This window comes from Neisseria sp. P0006.S004, from assembly GCF_051963015.1.
GTDB lineage: Bacteria > Pseudomonadota > Gammaproteobacteria > Burkholderiales > Neisseriaceae > Neisseria.
The window spans coordinates 41,312-58,574 of record NZ_JBQCUS010000004.1 but is presented as its reverse complement, the minus strand read 5'-3'; the positions used below and the strand labels follow the sequence as shown (position 1 = coordinate 58,574).

Genomic DNA, 17,263 nt, shown 5'->3' with positions numbered 1-17,263 from the left:
AATAAATCTTCTCAATATGTTGCATCTGCGAAACGGTATTTCGCAAAGCCTTAACTTTTCAATTATAACGGATTTCTTTAAAAAAATCATCTGTCGTTTGCGCGGTCGGCGAAATAAACAGGCCATCTGAACATTTCAGACGGCCTGTTTATCGTCATGCTTTTTTCTTCAACGCCGCATTCAAAATGCAGCCGAGTATAAAGCAGGCTAAAGAAGGAACAACCCACCCTAAACCGATATTGTAAAACGGCAATGCGCGCTCGATGGCGGCGGCGGTATCGGCATCCAATCCAAACGCAGCTTTATAGGCATCGAGCAAACCGACCATAAGGGCCGCCATCATGGTGCAGAAATAGACAATACGGCCGCCGCCGAACAGTTTATCCGTCAAAGCCAGCAGAATGATGACGATGGTCAGCGGATACAACAGCATCAGCATTGGGATGGAAAACTGCAAAATCGCTGAAAGGCCTTTATTGGCCAACAGGATAGACACCACCGTATTCAGTATCACAAAGACTTTATAAGAAATACCCGGGCAAAGACGATTGAAATATTCGGCGCATGAAGTAATCAAACCCACCGCCGTACTCAGACAGGCAAGCAGCACCATGACGCCAAGCAACACAATACCGGCCGTACCGAAATAATGCTGTGCGGTTTTAGACAAAACCAACGCGCCGTTTTCCTGCAAGCCGATACCGGCCACGCCTGTCGCACCCATATAACCGATAAACAGGTAAACCACTGCCAGGCAGGAAGCCGCCAACACACCGGAAATCGTCGTGGTCTTCAGCAAATCCGCACGGTTGTCCACGCCCATGGCGCGAACGGCATCGATGACGATAATGGCAAACACCAGCGAAGCCAGCGCGTCCATGGTGCCGTAGCCTTCCAAAATACCTTTAACCAACGGATGCGCGGCAAAATCGCCTTGCGCCGCCTGTGGCATACCCATCGGGTTAATAGCGGCATAGCCGACCAATATTGCAATTGCCAGCAATAAAACGGGCGTAAGGATTTTACCGATACGATCAACCAGTTTCCCCGGAGAAATCGACAGCCAATAAGTCATGCCGAAAAACACCAGACTGAATACGGCCAATGCGATGCTTTTCCAAGATTCATCAATGAAAGGAGAGATGGCGGTTTCAAAAGATACCGTTGCCGTACGCGGCATGGCAAACAAGGGGCCGATTGCCAGATAAAGCGCAGCGGCAAAAGTCACGCCGTACCAAGGCGCAACACGGGAAGCCAGCGCTTCCACATCGCGCGAGCCGGAATAGCCGACGGCAATCACGCCCAGCAATGGCAACCCCGCACCGGTCAACAAAAAGCCGAACATTGCCGAAAGCCAGTTTTCGCCGGCCTGCTGCCCCAAATAAGCCGGGTAAATTAAGTTACCCGCGCCGAAAAACAGCGCAAACAGCATCAAACCCACCGCCCATAAAGAGGCCTTGCTGCGACTTGTCGTCGAATTCATTTTAGTTCTCTTTTTTCAAATAACCGTTATCGGTTTCATCGATTTCAAGGCCGTCTGAAAGCATTTCGGCTTCGTTTGTTTCCAAACCGTCTTTCAGGCTGATTTCGATTTCGCCATAATTTTCCGGCTGTACGATACGCACCAAGCCTTCTTTGGCCAGTTCCAGTAATGCAATAAAATTGACCACCACATACGTCGCGCCCTGCTCCGGCTTAAACAAATCGCTGAATTTGCTGATGCCGCTTTCGTTCAAACGGCGCAAAATCGCCGTCATCTGCGCGCGCACGGAAATGGTTTCCCGCACCACTTCATGACTGCGCGTATGCTTGGCACGCGACAAAATACCCAACCAAGCCTGCGTCAAATCGGCAACGCACACTTCCGGCAACTTCGCTTCAACCGCAATTTCCAGCGGCAAATACGCCCAAGCGAAATCACGTCCGGCGCGCGGCAACGCGTCCAAGCCTTGAGCCGCCAGTTTCATTTGTTCGTAAGCCAACAGACGGCGCACCAACTCGGCACGCGGATCCGCCTCTTCATCCTCAACTTCTTCAGGACGCGGCAACAGCAGGCGCGATTTAATTTCAATCAGCATCGCCGCCATCAGCAGGTATTCCGCCGCCAAATCAAACTGATATGCCTCCATTTGGGCAATATAGTGCAGATACTGTTCGGTAATCTTCACCATCGGAATATCGAGAACGTCGATATTTTGCTTGCGGATAAGGTACAGCAGCAAATCCAACGGCCCTTGGAAGCTGCTCAATACCACCTTCAACGCATCAGGCGGAATAAACAAATCCTGCGGCAAATCGGTAACAGGCTGACCGAACACCCACGCAACGGTATGTTCAGACGGCGTTGCGGCAGTGGAAGAAATAAGGTGTTCTGAAGGCATGGTTAAAGGGTCTTTTTCTTTTTAAGTTTAGTAAGAAGTTTCATCAACAAAAGGCCGTCTGAAACGAAGACGACCCGTTTTTAATATAAAAATCAGCGGTTTTTACGATTGATTTGCAAAGAAACAATGGCGACGGCAAAGGTCTGCGCCAAGGCCATGCCCAACAGCGGCAGGCTGGCGAAAACTGTACCCGTCAGTACCGAGCCGATATCTCGGGACAACACAAAACCATCTCTCGCAAGCATCGCCACCATCAAAGCCGACAACAGCAAACTTTCGCAGCCGACCAAAAACCAAATCATTTTAACTGAACGGCGTTTGCGCCATTTCATGATACCGGCGTGCACAAGGCTGAAGATCACGATAGACAGAAACGGATAAAGAAAAGTGGTGAATGGGCGGTTATAACCGCTTTGCACACACAAATAATCGCCCGGCAGCGTATTGCATTCCATCACATCAAGAAACATCGGATCGACGGCATACATCAATACGCCGAACCATACCGCATAAATCAGACTGGCAATAAAGTAGGCTTTAAAAAATCGGCTCTTAACCATCTTCCCCTACCCCTCACTTCCGCCCCGCGATATGCTCCACCGCAGCCTGCGCACAATACAGCCCAAACGAAGCCGTCACCAGCATACTCGCCCCATAGCCCGCGCAGGACAAACCTTGCGGCGCGGCATCGGTCGAACACGCTTCGCCGGATTGCGGCGGCGTAATATTCTCAGTTGAATAAACGCAAGGCACGCGCATTTTTTCTTTGGTATCGCGGCTGAAGCCGTAGCGTTTGCGCAGGGTGTAGCGCAAGTTGGAAAGCAGCGGATCGTGGGTAACGCGGCTCAAATCGGCGGTTTGGATTAAAGCCGGATTTTTCTGTCCACCCGCGCCGCCGCTGATAATAAACGGTTGTTTATGTTGCACGAAATACGCCGCCATCGCCGCTTTGACACGGATTTGGTCGATGGCATCGATGACGAAGTCAAAAGGCCGTCTGAAAAGTTCGTCCAGATTGTCTTCGGTAACAAAATCTTCGATTTCCGTCACTTCGCATTGCGGATTGATTTGGGCGATGCGTTCGCGCAAAGCGGTAACTTTTGCCTTACCGAAATCATCGGTCAAAGCGTGCAACTGACGGTTGACATTGGACTCGGCAACATTGTCCAAATCAATCAGCGTTAAACGACCGATACCGCTTCTCGCCAACGCCTCCACCGTCCACGAGCCGACACCGCCGACGCCGACCACGCACACATGCGCACGCGAAAAGCGCGCCAGTGCTTCGTCTCCGTAAAGTCTGGCAATGCCGCCAAAGCGGCGCGAAGAAAGAAAAGCGGCATCCTGCATAAGTAACCTTGTGATATATCAATAAATTAATGAAAAACGCGACAGGCGATTCGGACTGACATTATACTTGAAAGCAGATGGGCTGTTGTACCCGCCCGAAAGAGTTTATAATCGTTTCACATTCAGACAAGTTCTGATTTCATATTAAACGAAAGTGCCGCTACTCGGCGCAAAAGGAGAATAAATATGTACAAACATCTGGTTGTAGCCGTTGACGGTAGCGAGACCTCCCTCAATGCATTGAAACACGCCGCCGAACTGGCAAGCCTCAACAAAGCCCAACTGACTTTGGTTCACGTTGCCAACCCTGCCGAATACATGGCTTTGGCTCCTGAATTCCTGCAACACGAAAGCTACGAAGCTGCCGCAGTGGCTCAAGGCAACGAAGTTTTGGATTTCGCAGAAAAAACAGCGCGTGAAAGCGGCGTTGAAAACATCGTGAAACATCTGTTGGTTGCCAACAAAGGCGCGCGCGAAATGGCGCAAGACTTGGTTGACTACGCCGACAACAACGGTGCAGACCTGCTGGTACTCGGTACACACGGCCGCACCGGCCTGATGCACTTGCTGATGGGCAGCTTCGCCGAGACCGTAATGCGTCAAAGCCACCTGCCTCTGCTGATTATCCGCAGCAAAGCTGAAGAAGCATAATCAAGCATTGATTTAAAATAGCGAAAGGCCGTCTGAATATTTTTCAGACGGCCTTTTTTCACATGACAGCTTCAGCTTTTATTTTGCCATTTCTTTGAACACTTCGTGTGCCACAGCAATGGTTTCGTCAATCAGCTCAGGCGTATGCGCGGCGGAAACAAAACCGGCTTCGTAAGCTGACGGGCCGAATGCGACATTGCGGTCGAGCATACCGTGGAAGAAATGTTTGAAACCGTCGATATTGGAACGCGCCATGTCGGCGTAGTTTTGCGGCGTGTGGCTGGCAAAATACAAACCAAACATACCGCCCACGCTGTCCGCCGTAAATTCAACACCATGTGCTTTAGCCGCGTCGGCAATACCGTTGGCGAGGCGTTGGGTCAGGGCAGTCAGGTTTTCATAGAAGCCTTCGCGCTGAATGATTTCCAGCGTTTTCAAACCGGCGGCAACCGCAATCGGATTGCCGGACAATGTACCTGCCTGATACACGCCGCCCAACGGGGAAATACATTCCATAATATCTTTACGGCCGCCGAACGCCGCCAAAGGCATACCGCCGCCGATCACTTTGCCCATGGTGGTCAAATCAGGTTTGATGCCGTGCAAAGATTGCGCGCCGCCCAGCGCCACGCGGAAGCCGGTCATCACTTCGTCGTAAATCAACACGGCGCCGTGTTTTTCAGTCAATTCACGCAAGGCTTTGACAAAGGCTTCAGACGGCCTAACCAGATTCATATTGCCGACAAAAGGCTCCAAAATCACACAGGCAATGTCATTGCCGCTTTGGGCAAAGGCTTCTTCCAGTTGGGCAATATTGTTGTATTCGAGTACCAAAGTATGTTTGGTAAAGTCGGCAGGCACACCGGCGGAAGAAGGATTGCCAAACGTCAGCAGGCCGCTGCCTGCTTTCACCAACAGGCTGTCGGAATGGCCGTGGTAGCAGCCTTCAAACTTGATGATTTTGTCGCGGCCGGTAAAACCGCGTGCCAGACGGATGGCGGTCATCGTTGCTTCCGTGCCGGAGCTGACAAGGCGCAGCTGCTCGACGGACGGCATGATTTTGGCGATTTCTTCGGCAATGACAATTTCGCCTTCAGTTGGCGCACCAAACGACAAACCGCCCAATGCTGCTTCGCGCACGGCTTCAATGACTTCAGGATGGGCGTGGCCGACAATCGCAGGGCCCCAAGAGCCGACATAGTCGGTATAACGCGTGCCGTTTTCGTCCCAAACATACGCGCCTTCTGCCTTTTTGATAAAGCGCGGTACGCCGCCGACGCTGCCGAATGCGCGCACAGGAGAGTTCACGCCGCCAGGAATAATGGCTTTGGCGCGGTTGAACAAGCTTTCATTACGGTTCATGGTCAATTCTTTCGTAAGAGGTCGTCTGAAAATCAAATCGGTGCCATTTTAACACCAAATCCTTTTCAGACGGCCCAAGCTTCAAAATAAGAATCGGGCGCAAAATCAAAATTATTCTTTAAAAACAAACACTCTATCCACATTTTTCCTGCTTGTGCTATAATCCGCGACCTATTGAAACAATAAAAGAAAAGCATCATGTTACGTGGATTCATACTCAGCCTCGCCCTTTTGGCGTCCTCCCTCGTCCATGCACAACGCAGCCTGCCTGACGATATGGACGTGGCCGTTTTAAAGACTGTCGATTTGCCTTATCTGAAAGTCAGCAAAGGCGGTTTTTCTTGGACGCGCCTGCTGACCTTGGGCATTGTGGACGGCAACGCGGCCAAACTGCAAATCACCCGCTTCACCAAAATCCACGATGAAAACGACCGTTTCATCCCCATGGGCCGCTTGCTGAATCAAACCGGTAAAGCCGTTGCGTTCAAATACAACGAAGAAAGCCGCCTCGTCCGCGAAATCTGGATTTTGACCGATGCCGAAGCCGACAGGTTCATCGAACACGCCAAAAAGCAGAAAAAGGCGGAAGAATAACTTTCAGACGGCCCTGGTATTCAAAGGCCGTCTGAACCCTTTTACAACAAGCAAGTCAATCAAAACAAACCATGAAAAAAGTATTTATCCGCACCTTCGGGTGCCAAATGAACGAGTACGACAGCGAAAAAATGCTGTCCGTCCTCGCCGAAGAACACGGCGGCATCGAGCAGGTTACCCAACCTGACGACGCCGACATCATCTTGTTCAACACCTGCTCCGTGCGTGAAAAAGCGCAAGAGAAAGTCTTCTCCGACTTGGGACGAGTACGCCCGCTCAAAGAAAAAAATCCCGACCTCATCATCGGCGTTGCCGGCTGCGTTGCCTCTCAAGAAGGCGAAAACATCGTCAAACGCGCTCCGTATGTGGACGTAGTTTTCGGCCCGCAAACGCTGCACCGCCTGCCCAAACTCATCGTCGACAAAGAAACCACCGGTCTCTCGCAAATCGATATTTCCTTCCCCGAAATCGAGAAATTCGACCACCTGCCGCCTGCACGCGTAGAAGGCGGTTCGGCGTTCATTTCCATCATGGAAGGCTGTTCCAAATACTGCTCTTACTGCGTCGTCCCTTACACCCGCGGCGAAGAATTCTCCCGCCCGCTCAATGATGTATTGACCGAGATTGCCGGTTTGGCGCAACAAGGCGTTAAAGAAATCAACCTCTTAGGCCAAAACGTCAATGCCTATCGCGGCGAAATGGAAAACGGCGAAATCTGCGACTTTGCCACTTTGTTGCGCATTGTCCACGAAATCCCCGGCATCGAACGCCTGCGCTTTACCACCAGCCATCCGCGCGAATTTACCGACGCAATTATCGAGTGCTACCGCGACCTGCCGAAGCTGGTTTCCCACCTGCACCTGCCGATTCAAAGCGGTTCCGACCGCGTATTGAGCGCGATGAAACGCGGCTACACCGCCTTGGAATACAAATCCATCATCCGTAAACTGCGCGCCATCCGTCCTGATTTGTGCCTCAGCTCCGACTTTATCGTCGGCTTCCCGGGCGAGACCGAGCGCGAGTTCGAGCAAACCTTGAAACTGGTCAAAGACATCGCCTTCGACTTGAGCTTCGTCTTTATTTACAGTCCGCGCCCTGGCACGCCTGCCGCCAACCTGCACGACGACACGCCGCATGAAGAAAAAGTGCGCCGCCTCGAAGCTTTGAACGAAGTTATCGAGGCCGAAACCGCACGCATCAACCAAACCATGGTCGGCACGGTTCAACGCTGCTTGGTTGAAGGTATCTCCAAAAAAGACCCCGACCAACTGCAAGCCCGTACCGCCAACAACCGCGTGGTCAACTTTACCGGCACACCCGATATGATCAACCAAATGATCGATTTGGAAATCACCGAAGCCTACACTTTCTCCCTGAAAGGCAAACCGGTATAAGCACACACAAACAAAGGCCGTCTGAAACTGTTCAGACGGCCTTTATCTTGGTTCGGCCCGGCATTATCTGATTCATGTATTTTTATTACCCGAACAAAAGGCTTTTCAGTATAATACCGCCCGAAAATTCCCTTATCTGTTGAGAAGTTAAGGCCAAAAACCAAACTTTTTGCAGACCAATCCGACGATGCCGTCCCGCAAGTGGCTTTTCCAAAAGGAATATTTTTAAATGAGTTCTTCAAATCAAAGCGTTTTGGAACGATTGTTCAACCTGAGTGCCAATCAGACCAACGTCCGCACTGAAATCATGGCCGGTTTGACCACCTTCCTCGCTATGTGCTACATCATCATCGTCAATCCCCTGATTTTGGGCGAAACCGGCATGGATATGGGCGCAGTATTTGTGGCCACCTGTATCGCCTCCGCCATCGGCTGTTTCGTGATGGGCTTTGTCGGCAACTACCCGATTGCCCTCGCTCCGGGCATGGGTTTGAACGCCTACTTTACCTTTGCCGTCGTCAAAGGCATGGGCGTAGACTGGCGTGTGGCTTTGGGTGCCGTTTTCATCTCCGGCATTATTTTCATCCTGTTCAGCTTCTTTAAAGTGCGTGAAATGCTGGTCAACGCTCTGCCTATGGGCTTGAAAATGTCGATTGCCGCAGGTATCGGCCTCTTCTTGGCATTGATTGCACTCAAAGGCGCAGGCGTGATTGTGGCTAATCCTGCCACATTGGTCGGTTTGGGCGACATCCACCAACCTACCGCCCTGCTGGCGATGGCTGGCTTTGTCATGGTGGTTGCACTTGGCCACTTCCGCGTTAAAGGCTCCATCATCATTACCATTCTGACGCTGACCGCCATCTCCACCATCTTGGGCTTGAGCGAGTTCAAAGGCGTGGTCGGCGAAGTTCCGAGCATTACGCCAACCTTCATGCAGATGGACTTTAAAGGCTTGTTCACCGTCAGCATGGTCAGCGTGATTTTTGTATTCTTCCTGGTTGACCTGTTTGACTCTACCGGCACATTGGTCGGCGTTTCCCACCGCGCAGGCCTGTTGCAAGACGGCAAACTGCCGCGTTTGAAACGCGCCCTGCTTGCCGACTCTACCGCCATTATCGCAGGCGCCGCCTTGGGTACTTCTTCCACTACCCCTTACGTTGAAAGCGCGGCAGGCGTTTCTGCCGGCGGCCGTACCGGCCTGACTGCCGTTACCGTCGGCGTACTGATGCTGGCCTGTCTGATTTTCTCCCCACTGGTTCAAAGCATCCCTGCATTCGCTACCGCACCCGCCCTGCTCTATGTTGGCGCGCAAATGTTGCGCAGCGCGCGTGAAATCGATTGGGACGACATGACCGAAGCCGCACCGGCATTCCTGACCATCGTCTTCATGCCGTTTACCTACTCGATTGCCGACGGTATCGCGTTTGGCTTTATCAGCTACGCACTCATCAAACTCTTGTGCAACCGCACCCAAGACGTACCGCCTATGGTATGGATTGTCGCCGTATTGTGGGCACTGAAATTCTGGTTCTTGGGTTAAACCACTCAAAAGAACAGGCCGTCTGAAAACTTTTCAGACGGCCTGTTTTATTTTACCCAGCGTTTAAAGCTGTCGGTAAAAGATTATTTTTTCACTTTTTTAGCAGCTGGTTTAGCGGCAGCTTTCGCGCCTTTGTCCAATGCGCAGAAGCGGGTAACGATTTGATCAACCACTTCTTGTTTACCGTTTACTTCGGTAGTACCGCGGATAGTCAGCATGTTGCCGTCAACTTTGTCTACGTTGGCTGCAGTAGCTGCTTCAGCAACCCAAGCGACATTGCCGCCCCAGAATGCGTTTACATCTTTGCTGCTGTCAGTGATACGGAACAGGTTTTCAGTTACTTGGCCTTTGTATTTTACTTGTGCAGCAACAACTTCGTTGCCTTTGAAGCCGTACATTACGCTCAGAGGCTCTTTGCCGTCTTTACCGCATTTGTAGTGAACTTCTTTAGTACCGTCGATAGAGTCTACTTTCAAAGTATTAGGTACTGGAGCTTGAGCTTGTTTAGCCTGAGCTTGAGTTTGTTGTTGCGCAGTAGGCGCAGCTTTAGCTTCAGGTTTGGCTTTAGAACCGCTGCTACATGCAGTCAGGGCAACAGCCGCCAAAACGGCAGGAACGATTAATTTAACATTCATATTCATAATTGACTCCCAAATGGTTTCAATAAAAAACCGGCAAACGCCGGCTGACATTTACACATTAACAGAGATATTCCGTCTTGTCTTTATCTCAGACGGCATTTTTTAATAAAAGTTCAAATAAATATTTTTATTTTCTAAAATCAAGAAATTATAAATATGAAATCATGTAAATTCAGGTTTAGGAACTCTTAAGATGAATACTGTTGTCAATAAATTGGGTTTTGGCAATGGTAAAATGAGATTGAAAAGCGCATATAGACGACAAAAAGTCTGGGCAATTTATTTTACACACTTCTGTCTCTTGAATTGCTAAGCGTTTCAGACGGCCTTAGAACACAAACAGTAAATGTAATAAAAAAACGCAATCTGAAACAGATTGCGTTTTTTTGAAAACTGGCACGCCCACGGGGAATCGAACCCCGGTTACCGCCGTGAAAGGGCGATGTCCTAACCGCTAGACGATGGGCGCGGATAAATCTTGTGGCGCACCCGGAGCGATTCGAACGCCCGACCCTCTGGTTCGTAGCCAGATACTCTATCCAACTGAGCTACGGGTGCATCCTCATCACTTCGCTAGTGCGTTGTGAATCAAGAAGACCGAATAATATAGGCTTTACTGAAACCTGTCTACTCTTTTCGCAGATATTTTTTATATTTTTAATTAGATGATTGAAATTAAACAATATAAAATTAACGTAAAATCCCTACTCCTGACAAATCCTGCGCCATTTTGGCGGCGGAGTTATCGGTCATACCGCCGACAAAATCCAAAATCTTCATATAGGCCTGATACAGACTGTCTTCAGGAAGAATCGGATTGTGCTTTTTCAATAATTCCAACGCCAAAGACTGACGCGTTGCCAACTGTTTTTCAGCAATCAGGGCATAAGCGGCAGGAACAAGTAAATCCAAGATGGAGCCTAAACATGGGAACGTGGCAATCTCGGTCAAGAGTTTGGTGTGATGGCGGAAAATCCGTGTTTGCGCCAATTCTTTCGCTTTTGCCAAAGTGTTTTGCACTTGCGGGCTGCACAGAGCAAGCAAGTCTTTGCCTTTGAATGTTCCATCCAGTAAATCGGACTGATGCAGCATAAAGGTTTGCGCAACATCATCAATCGCCTTGCCAATCGCAATGCCGCGCAACATGGCGCAACGCTGACGGCTGGAGCTGGCGTGCCATGCGCTTTCAGCAAAGGTCAGCTCGGACAAGATACTCTCCACTTCCGTATCCGTGAGCAAATCCAATTCGACGGCATCTTCCAAGTCCAGCAAGGCGTAACAAATATCATCGGCAGCCTCCATCAAATAAGACAAAGGATGGCGCGCCCAGCTGTCTTCTCCTGCAGAAACCAGTCCCAATTCGTCGGCAACTTGGCGGATAAATGGCAACTCTGTTTGATAAATATTGAATTTCTTTCTGCCGTTCGGATGTTGCGTTGTCCACGGATACTTCAGCAATGCGCCGATGGCTGCCGCAGTCAGGCGCATTCCGCCCGCCTCCGGATACATTTCAAGGCTGGCAACGATACGCAGGCTATGCGCATTGCCTTCATAGGTTTGAATATCGTTGCGTTCCGCTTCGTTTAATGTGTTCAGATAAATTTGATGTTCAGGCCGTCTGAACCAATCGCGCAAAGCATCTTCGCCGGTATGGCCAAACGGCGGATTGCCCAAATCATGCGCCAAACAGGCAACCTGCACCACGGCACCAATATCGCTGGGCGTATTGCCCTGCGGCAGAAAACCGCCGTTGTGCAACATCACGCCCACGCGGTTGCCTAAGCTCCTGCCCACGCTGGCAACTTCAACGCTGTGCGTCAGGCGGTTGTGCGTCAAGTCATGTTGCGCCAGCGGATGCACCTGAGTTTTACGGCCAAGGCGGCGAAAGGCTCCGGAAAAAACAACCCGGTCGTAGTCGATATGGAAATCCGTACGCAAAGCATCGGCACCTTCCTGAGTCGAAGGGGTAACAGTCGGCACGATTTCGCCGTTTTTGGTACGGAAGCGTTGGGTGGACAATAAGTTTTGCCAATTCATTCGGATGGTCATAAAGGTTCCTTAAGCAAAGTAAAGGCCGTCTGAAACATATTCAGACGGCCTTATGTTTATTTACCGCGCATCAATTCAAAGAAATCGTCATTGTTTTTGGAGTCTTTGAGTTTGCCCACCAAAAACTCGGTCGCTTCGATTTCGTCCATCGGATGGAGGAATTTACGCAAGAGCCACATGCGCTGCAACTGATCGTTCGGCACCAGCAATTCTTCGCGGCGCGTACCGGATTTATTGATGCTGATGGCCGGGAACAGGCGTTTTTCTGCCATTCGGCGGTCAAGGTGCAATTCCATATTGCCCGTGCCTTTGAACTCTTCGTAAATCACGTCGTCCATGCGGCTGCCGGTTTCGACAAGCGCTGTCGCAATAATGGTAAGCGAACCGCCCTCTTCCACATTACGCGCTGCACCGAAGAAGCGTTTCGGACGGTGCAAAGCGTTGGCATCGACACCGCCGGTCAGAATTTTGCCCGAAGTCGGCACGACGGTATTGTAGGCGCGCGCCAAACGGGTAATCGAATCCAGCAGGATTACCACGTCTTTTTTGTGTTCGACCATGCGTTTGGCTTTTTCAATCACCATCTCGGCCACTTGTACATGGCGTTGCGCAGGCTCATCAAACGTAGAGGAAACCACTTCGCCGCGTACAGAACGGCTCATTTCGGTCACTTCTTCCGGACGCTCGTCAATCAACAGGACAATCAGCTCGACATCGGGATAATTGGCGGTAATGGCGTGGGCAATGTTTTGCAACATCACGGTTTTACCGGTTTTAGGCGGCGCAACCAACAATGCACGTTGGCCTTTACCGATTGGGGAAACCAAGTCGATGGCGCGGCCGGTCAGATTCTCTTCGGCTTTGATGTCGCGCTCGAGCTTGAATTGTTCGGTTGGGAATAAAGGTGTGAGGTTTTCGAAGAGGATTTTGTGTTTGCAGACTTCGGGCTGATCACCGTTGATGGTATCGAGGCGGACAAGCGCGAAATACCGCTCGTTGTCTTTAGGTACGCGCACGCTGCCTTCGATGGTATCGCCGGTGTGCAGATTGAAGCGGCGGATTTGCGTGGGCGAAACATAAATATCGTCAGGACCGGCAAGATAAGAAGTATCTGCGCTGCGCAGGAAACCGAAGCCGTCGGGCAGGATTTCGAGCGTACCGGAACAGGTAAAGCTGACATTCTGCTTCATCATCTGACGGACGATGGCAAAAACGAGGTCTTGTTTGCGGAAACGGTTGGCGTTTTCAATGCCATGTTCTTCTGCCATTTCCAAGAGTTTGGAAATGTGGAGGGTTTGGAGTTCTGAAACGTGCATAGTATTGATATATTTTGGATGGTATCAGAGAGATGGCACACAGGCCGTCTGAAAGTATGAAATCGTGCCGCAGGATACGGTAGATTTTTGAGAAAGTTGAATTTTAGGCAGTTGGAAGCGGGGTGTCAAATTTTTAAATCGAACACTAAAGCCGTGACTTGGTCTTATCCTGCAATAAGATTACGGCTGGAAGTAACGTGGCAACCGCAATCTTATCATCAAAAATCCGAGTATTTACCCAACTTCAGACGGCCCTCTGCCCGTACCGCATCAGCGTCATGCCGCCGACCGCCGCCGCGCAGCCTGCAACCAGAGAAATATGCAGCGGTTCGCCCAAAAACCACGCCGAAGACAGCACACCGAAAATCGGCACGAGCGTAATATACGCCGCCGCGCTGCCTGCACCCAAAGTCTTCACGCCTTCAAAATACCACGCATAGGCCAATACCGTCGCGCCGATGACCAGCCACGCTAAGGCTGTCCAGCCTCGCCCATCCATTGCCGCTATCGCCTCAAACGGCATTCCGTCCGTCCACAACGCCACCACCGACAACATCAACGCACCGATGAACGATGTTGCCGTCGTTACCGTCAGCGCATCTATCCCGCGCAAAACCGCGCGCCCGATTAAAGTATAGGCCGCCCAACAGACCACGCAGCCGAAAATCAACCACTCTCCTGCCTTGATGCCGCCGGATAATACCGTCAACGGCTGCCCTTGCGTTACCACCATAATGGCACCGCCGACCGCCAGCAGCATGCCCGCCAAAATCTTCGCATTTAAACGCTCGCCGAAAAACCAAGTCGCCAACAGCAGCGTCAGCACGGGATTTATCGCCACGACCACCGCCGCCTTGCCTGCCGGCATAGTCTGCAAACCCAGCATAAAAAACACCGCATAGCCGCACACGCCGACGGAAGCAGCCGCCGTCAAACCCAGCCATTGCCGCACCGACAAAGCCGCCAAAGTCGCGAACCTGCTGCGCGCAAACAACCAGCCCAACAACAAAACCGAAGCCAGTACAAACCGAACCGCCCCGCCCGTCAGCGGTGGCAACGACTGCCCGAGCATACGCCCCATCGGCCAGGATGCGCCCCACAACACCGCCATTCCCAGCAGTTTCAAATGTACAGAATAACGTTCCATCTCATCCCTTTATCGACAAAGGCCGTCTGAAAACCAGATTTCACGTTTTCAGACGGCCTTCAATACCTCTATTCTGCCGCCTTTGATTTGGGCCGGACAACTTTTTTACCCCAGCACAATTCAGGCAAATCAACAGTGCTTGCTACTGTAACGATATCCGGTTTACCCCTATCCCATTCCAGCGTAACACCGTCATCATCAATCGCACAGCCTGGCAAGTTTTTCTGTGCTAATGTCAGCTCAATGTTTTTTAACTGTTTATTTGAATCAAGAATGACGTTTCCCCAATAAGGCTGATCATTGGAAGCAATATTTACCTGCCAATAACCGTCACGTTCAGTGCGCATCACTCGCATAAAATACAATTTCCCATCCACAAACCACTCAGGCAGGGACACTTCGGCTGATTCGTTTAACATGCAACTTGATAGGAAATAATCAGCAGGACTGGACGGCACCTTGCCACCTTTAGTCAATGCTTGCCACTCTATCTCTCCGTCACGCCGGCAGGACCACCCTTCCACATCAACCGTCCTGACTTCCTCGATAGCATTTATCGTCAGTGTTGCTTGATAACCATCTTCAGTCTGGTACGCAGAACGATTCATTCCATTAACTTCGATACCTTTCCATTCAACAGGGTGAGAAAATGTAACTTCGCTAAAAGTAGAAAAATCAGGCTTTTCCGATACTCCATCCTGAGGAGCTACGGTCAGCTTAGAGCCTGCCGGGATTCGTATACCATCAATCACCAACTCCTCTTTAGCCGTTTGATAACTTGAATCATTATATCTTTGAGTTTGCCATGCCTTAACCATATACATGCCAAACAATGACACCAAGATCAAATTGAAAATGATGGCTGAATTCCTAATCAGCGGATTTTTGGATTTAACAATTGCCACAATACTGGCAATCCAAACTATGGCGGCCATAACCAATAAAGCCATGACAATAAGAATTAAACTATCCAAAACACGTATTTCCTTTTCTTTGTATTCAGAAAATAGGCCGTCTGAAAACCGGATTTCACGTTTTCAGACGGCCTTCAATTTAACGACTGCAAACAGATTACTTAGGCTGCCAAGAATCTTTCAGCGTTACCGTGCGGTTAAACACCGGCATGTCTTTGCTGTGGTCTTTGCGGTCGGTCACGAAATAGCCGATACGCTCGAACTGCCAACGGCTCTCCGCCGGCAAATCTTTTGCGACAGGCTCGGCGTAGGCGGTGATTTCCTTGATGGATTCTGGATTGAGGAAATCGGTAAACGGCAGGTAGTTGCCGTCTTCGCCGCGCACGGCATCGGGACGCTCGACGGTAAAGAGGCGGTCATAGAGGCGGACTTTGATTTCGGCGGCATGTTCGGCAGACACCCAATGAATCACGCCTTTGACTTTTCGGCCTTCGGGATTTTTGCCCAAGGTATCATGGTCGATGCTGCACTTGAGCTCAACCACATTGCCTGCTTCGTCTTTTACTACTTCGTCGCACTTGATGACATAGCCGTGGCGCAAACGCACTTCGCCGCCGAGAATTAGGCGTTTGAAGCCTTTGGGCGGATTTTCGGCAAAGTCGTCGGCTTCAATGTAGATGGTTTGGGAAATAGGTACTTCGCGATCGCCCATTTCTTCGTGGTTCGGATGGAACGCGGCACGGCGGCTTTGGGTTTTACCGGTTTCAAAGTTGGTCAGGGTCACTTTGAGCGGGTTCAAAACCGCCATCAGGCGCGGGGCGGAGTTTTCCAGCTCTTCGCGAATCGCGCCTTCCAACACGCTCATATCGACGATGTTTTCAGATTTGGAAATACCGGCGCGTTTGGCAAACAGGCGCAGGCCTTCGGGCGTGTAGCCGCGGCGGCGCATACCGGAAATGGTCGGCATACGCGGGTCGTCCCAGCCGGAAACATGACCTTCTGAAACCAGTTGGTTCAGCTTGCGTTTGGAGGTGATGGAATACAAAAGCTCCAAACGGGAAAACTCGTATTGGCGCGGACGCGTGGCGTGCGGCGCAGGAATGTTGTCCAACACCCAGTCGTAAAGCGGGCGGTGTGCTTCAAACTCGAGCGTACACAGGGAATGCGTGATTCCTTCGATGGCATCGGAAATGCAATGCGTGTAGTCGTACATCGGATAGATGCACCATTTGTCGCCGGTGTTGTGGTGATGGGCGCGGCGGATGCGGTAGATGACGGGGTCGCGCATATTGATGTTGCCCGATGCCATGTCGATTTTCAGGCGCAAGGTTTTGCTGCCGTCTGGAAACTCGCCGGTTTTCATACGCGTGAACAGGTCGAGGTTTTCTTCGATGCTGCGGTCGCGGTAAGGGCTGTTTTTGCCTGCTTCGGTCAGCGTACCGCGGTATTCGCGCATTTCTTCAGGGGTCAAATCATCGACATACGCTTTGCCGTCTTTGATTAAACCGACGGCGTAATCGTAAAGCTGGTCGAAATAGTTGGAAGCAAAACGCGGCTCGCCCGCCCAATGGAAACCCAACCACTCAACATCTTCTTTGATGGCGTTGACGTATTCGTCGTTTTCTTTTTCAGGGTTGGTATCGTCAAAACGCAGGTTGCACAAACCATCATAAATATAAGCCAAACCGAAGTTCAAGCAGATGGATTTGGCGTGGCCGATGTGCAAATAACCGTTCGGCTCGGGCGGGAAACGGGTTTGGATGGCTGTATGTTTACCGCTTTTGAGGTCTTCATCGATAATGGTGCGGATAAAGTGGTTGTCCGCGAATTGGTCTTTATTCAACATAATATTTCTTTGATGGGAAAATGATTTTCTGTTTTCAGACGGCCTGAGTATTCAATCAGGCCGTCTGAAAGGAATGGA

General features: G+C 50.7%; 15 protein-coding genes and 2 tRNA genes. 4 read left to right on the top strand and 13 right to left on the bottom strand.

All coding sequences use genetic code 11. From position 1 onward, the window contains the following. Window positions 1-154: 154 nt before the first annotated feature. From brnQ to ACTHR2_RS07205, 4 genes are all read right to left on the bottom strand, one after another. Window positions 155-1,483, bottom strand: coding sequence for a branched-chain amino acid transport system II carrier protein (gene brnQ / locus ACTHR2_RS07220; protein ID WP_263338127.1), 1,329 nt, complete (start codon window positions 1,481-1,483; stop codon window positions 155-157). Between the two features lies 1 nt (window position 1,484). Next, window positions 1,485-2,381: a segregation and condensation protein A gene (locus ACTHR2_RS07215; protein WP_263338130.1), complete on the bottom strand. Its 897-nt coding sequence runs from the start codon at window positions 2,379-2,381 to the stop codon at window positions 1,485-1,487. Window positions 2,382-2,473: 92 nt separating this feature from the next. Further along, window positions 2,474-2,941 carry a hypothetical protein gene (locus ACTHR2_RS07210; protein ID WP_263338133.1) on the bottom strand — a complete coding sequence of 156 codons (468 nt, stop codon included), beginning with the start codon at window positions 2,939-2,941 and terminating at the stop codon, window positions 2,474-2,476. Between the two features lie 13 nt (window positions 2,942-2,954). Beyond that, entirely contained in the window at window positions 2,955-3,731 is a 777-nt protein-coding gene (locus tag ACTHR2_RS07205) for a tRNA threonylcarbamoyladenosine dehydratase (RefSeq protein ID WP_263338136.1), read from the bottom strand. A 186-nt stretch (window positions 3,732-3,917) separates the two neighbouring features. Between ACTHR2_RS07205 and ACTHR2_RS07200 the strand changes: the two genes are divergently transcribed. Further along, window positions 3,918-4,382, top strand: a complete 465-nt coding sequence (locus tag ACTHR2_RS07200) for a universal stress protein (RefSeq protein ID WP_003680896.1) — start codon at window positions 3,918-3,920, stop codon at window positions 4,380-4,382. A 78-nt stretch (window positions 4,383-4,460) separates the two neighbouring features. Here the strand turns inward: ACTHR2_RS07200 and hemL are convergent, their stop codons facing one another. Continuing rightward, a complete protein-coding gene (hemL, locus tag ACTHR2_RS07195) occupies window positions 4,461-5,744 on the bottom strand; it encodes a glutamate-1-semialdehyde 2,1-aminomutase (RefSeq protein ID WP_049336068.1) in 1,284 nt (427 codons plus the stop codon). Between the two features lie 198 nt (window positions 5,745-5,942). On the opposite strand from hemL, the gene ACTHR2_RS07190 reads away from it, so the two are divergent. The 3 genes from ACTHR2_RS07190 (at window position 5,943) to ACTHR2_RS07180 (ending at window position 9,272) form a co-directional block, all read left to right on the top strand. Further along, window positions 5,943-6,338 (top strand): hypothetical protein, encoded by a 396-nt coding sequence (locus ACTHR2_RS07190; protein WP_049333912.1) that lies wholly within the window; start codon window positions 5,943-5,945, stop codon window positions 6,336-6,338. Between the two features lie 71 nt (window positions 6,339-6,409). Continuing rightward, window positions 6,410-7,732 (top strand): tRNA (N6-isopentenyl adenosine(37)-C2)-methylthiotransferase MiaB, encoded by a 1,323-nt coding sequence (gene miaB, locus ACTHR2_RS07185; protein ID WP_036492978.1) that lies wholly within the window; start codon window positions 6,410-6,412, stop codon window positions 7,730-7,732. Between the two features lie 229 nt (window positions 7,733-7,961). Continuing rightward, window positions 7,962-9,272 carry an NCS2 family permease gene (locus ACTHR2_RS07180; RefSeq protein WP_263338153.1) on the top strand — a complete coding sequence of 437 codons (1,311 nt, stop codon included), beginning with the start codon at window positions 7,962-7,964 and terminating at the stop codon, window positions 9,270-9,272. Window positions 9,273-9,355: 83 nt separating this feature from the next. On the opposite strand, the gene ACTHR2_RS07175 is transcribed toward ACTHR2_RS07180, so the two are convergent. The 8 genes from ACTHR2_RS07175 to ACTHR2_RS07140 form a co-directional block, all read right to left on the bottom strand. After that, window positions 9,356-9,913: a hypothetical protein gene (locus ACTHR2_RS07175; protein ID WP_263338156.1), complete on the bottom strand. Its 558-nt coding sequence runs from the start codon at window positions 9,911-9,913 to the stop codon at window positions 9,356-9,358. A 394-nt stretch (window positions 9,914-10,307) separates the two neighbouring features. Beyond that, window positions 10,308-10,382 (bottom strand) — tRNA-Glu (locus ACTHR2_RS07170). Window positions 10,383-10,394: 12 nt separating this feature from the next. Next, a tRNA-Arg gene (locus ACTHR2_RS07165) sits at window positions 10,395-10,471 on the bottom strand. 132 nt (window positions 10,472-10,603) lie between these two features. Next, window positions 10,604-11,962, bottom strand: coding sequence for a deoxyguanosinetriphosphate triphosphohydrolase (locus ACTHR2_RS07160; protein ID WP_263338159.1), 1,359 nt, complete (start codon window positions 11,960-11,962; stop codon window positions 10,604-10,606). A 56-nt stretch (window positions 11,963-12,018) separates the two neighbouring features. Next, window positions 12,019-13,278, bottom strand: coding sequence for a transcription termination factor Rho (gene rho / locus ACTHR2_RS07155; RefSeq protein WP_003680905.1), 1,260 nt, complete (start codon window positions 13,276-13,278; stop codon window positions 12,019-12,021). Window positions 13,279-13,522: 244 nt separating this feature from the next. After that, window positions 13,523-14,425, bottom strand: coding sequence for a DMT family transporter (locus tag ACTHR2_RS07150; protein ID WP_263338164.1), 903 nt, complete (start codon window positions 14,423-14,425; stop codon window positions 13,523-13,525). Window positions 14,426-14,493: 68 nt separating this feature from the next. Beyond that, window positions 14,494-15,399, bottom strand: a complete 906-nt coding sequence (locus tag ACTHR2_RS07145) for a hypothetical protein (protein ID WP_263338167.1) — start codon at window positions 15,397-15,399, stop codon at window positions 14,494-14,496. Window positions 15,400-15,496: 97 nt separating this feature from the next. Then, window positions 15,497-17,185: a glutamine--tRNA ligase/YqeY domain fusion protein gene (locus tag ACTHR2_RS07140; protein WP_440375552.1), complete on the bottom strand. Its 1,689-nt coding sequence runs from the start codon at window positions 17,183-17,185 to the stop codon at window positions 15,497-15,499. Window positions 17,186-17,263: the final 78 nt, after the last annotated feature.